The 643-nt window shown below is 52.6% G+C and carries 1 protein-coding gene; it reads left to right on the top strand.

The window, feature by feature from the left end:
• On the top strand, positions 1-635 hold a 635-nt coding region (locus CKL79_RS22735; protein WP_141242301.1), incomplete at its 5' end, for a transposase.
• Between the last annotated feature and the right edge of the window lie 8 nt (positions 636-643).

Genomic DNA, 643 nt, shown 5'->3' with positions numbered 1-643 from the left:
TGTTAGAACAGTCGATTCAGCTGACTTTTAAGCAAAGCTTATCAGTCAGCCTCAGGCGGGTAGTCGTGCGCTTGAAGCATTCCACCCGTGATGGTGACCGTGAAATTGCCATATTGACTAATCTACCGGTCGCTGACGCCTCGGCGGTGAAAGTTGCGGCCCTCTATCAAAAAAGGTGGCGCGTGGAGCGGCTATTCCAAGTCCTTGACCAGTGTTTTCGCGGCGAAATCGACACCCTGGCCTATCCCAGAGCTGCCTTGTTTGGCTTTTGCATGGCGTTGGTTTGCTACAACGTGCTGGCGGTGCTGAAAGCAGCAATGCGCTCCGTCCATGGGGCTGACAAGGTTGAGGCTGGGATCTCGCTCTATTATCTGGCCGATGAAATCCGGCGGGTTCACGATGGCATGATGATTGCGATTCCACCGGCTCAGTGGGTGCCGCTCGCACAGCTCGATTTAGATAGCACCTGTCAGCTTCTACAACAGTTGGCTCAGCAGATAGAACTCTCTAAGTTTCGTTCCCATCCCAGAGCCAAGAAAAAGAAAGTACCGAAGCCCAAATATCAGAAAGACAAGCCGCATGTCTCTACCGCGCGCCTCTTGGCCAAAGCTAAAGAAGACAAGAAATCACCTTGAAAGGGCTG

It is taken from the genome of Leptolyngbya sp. BC1307 (assembly GCF_002286735.1).
Classification (GTDB): Bacteria; Cyanobacteriota; Cyanobacteriia; order Phormidesmidales; family Phormidesmidaceae; genus Phormidesmis.
The sequence above is the reverse complement of the archived record's forward strand: the minus strand, read 5'-3'. Positions and strand labels throughout refer to the sequence as shown.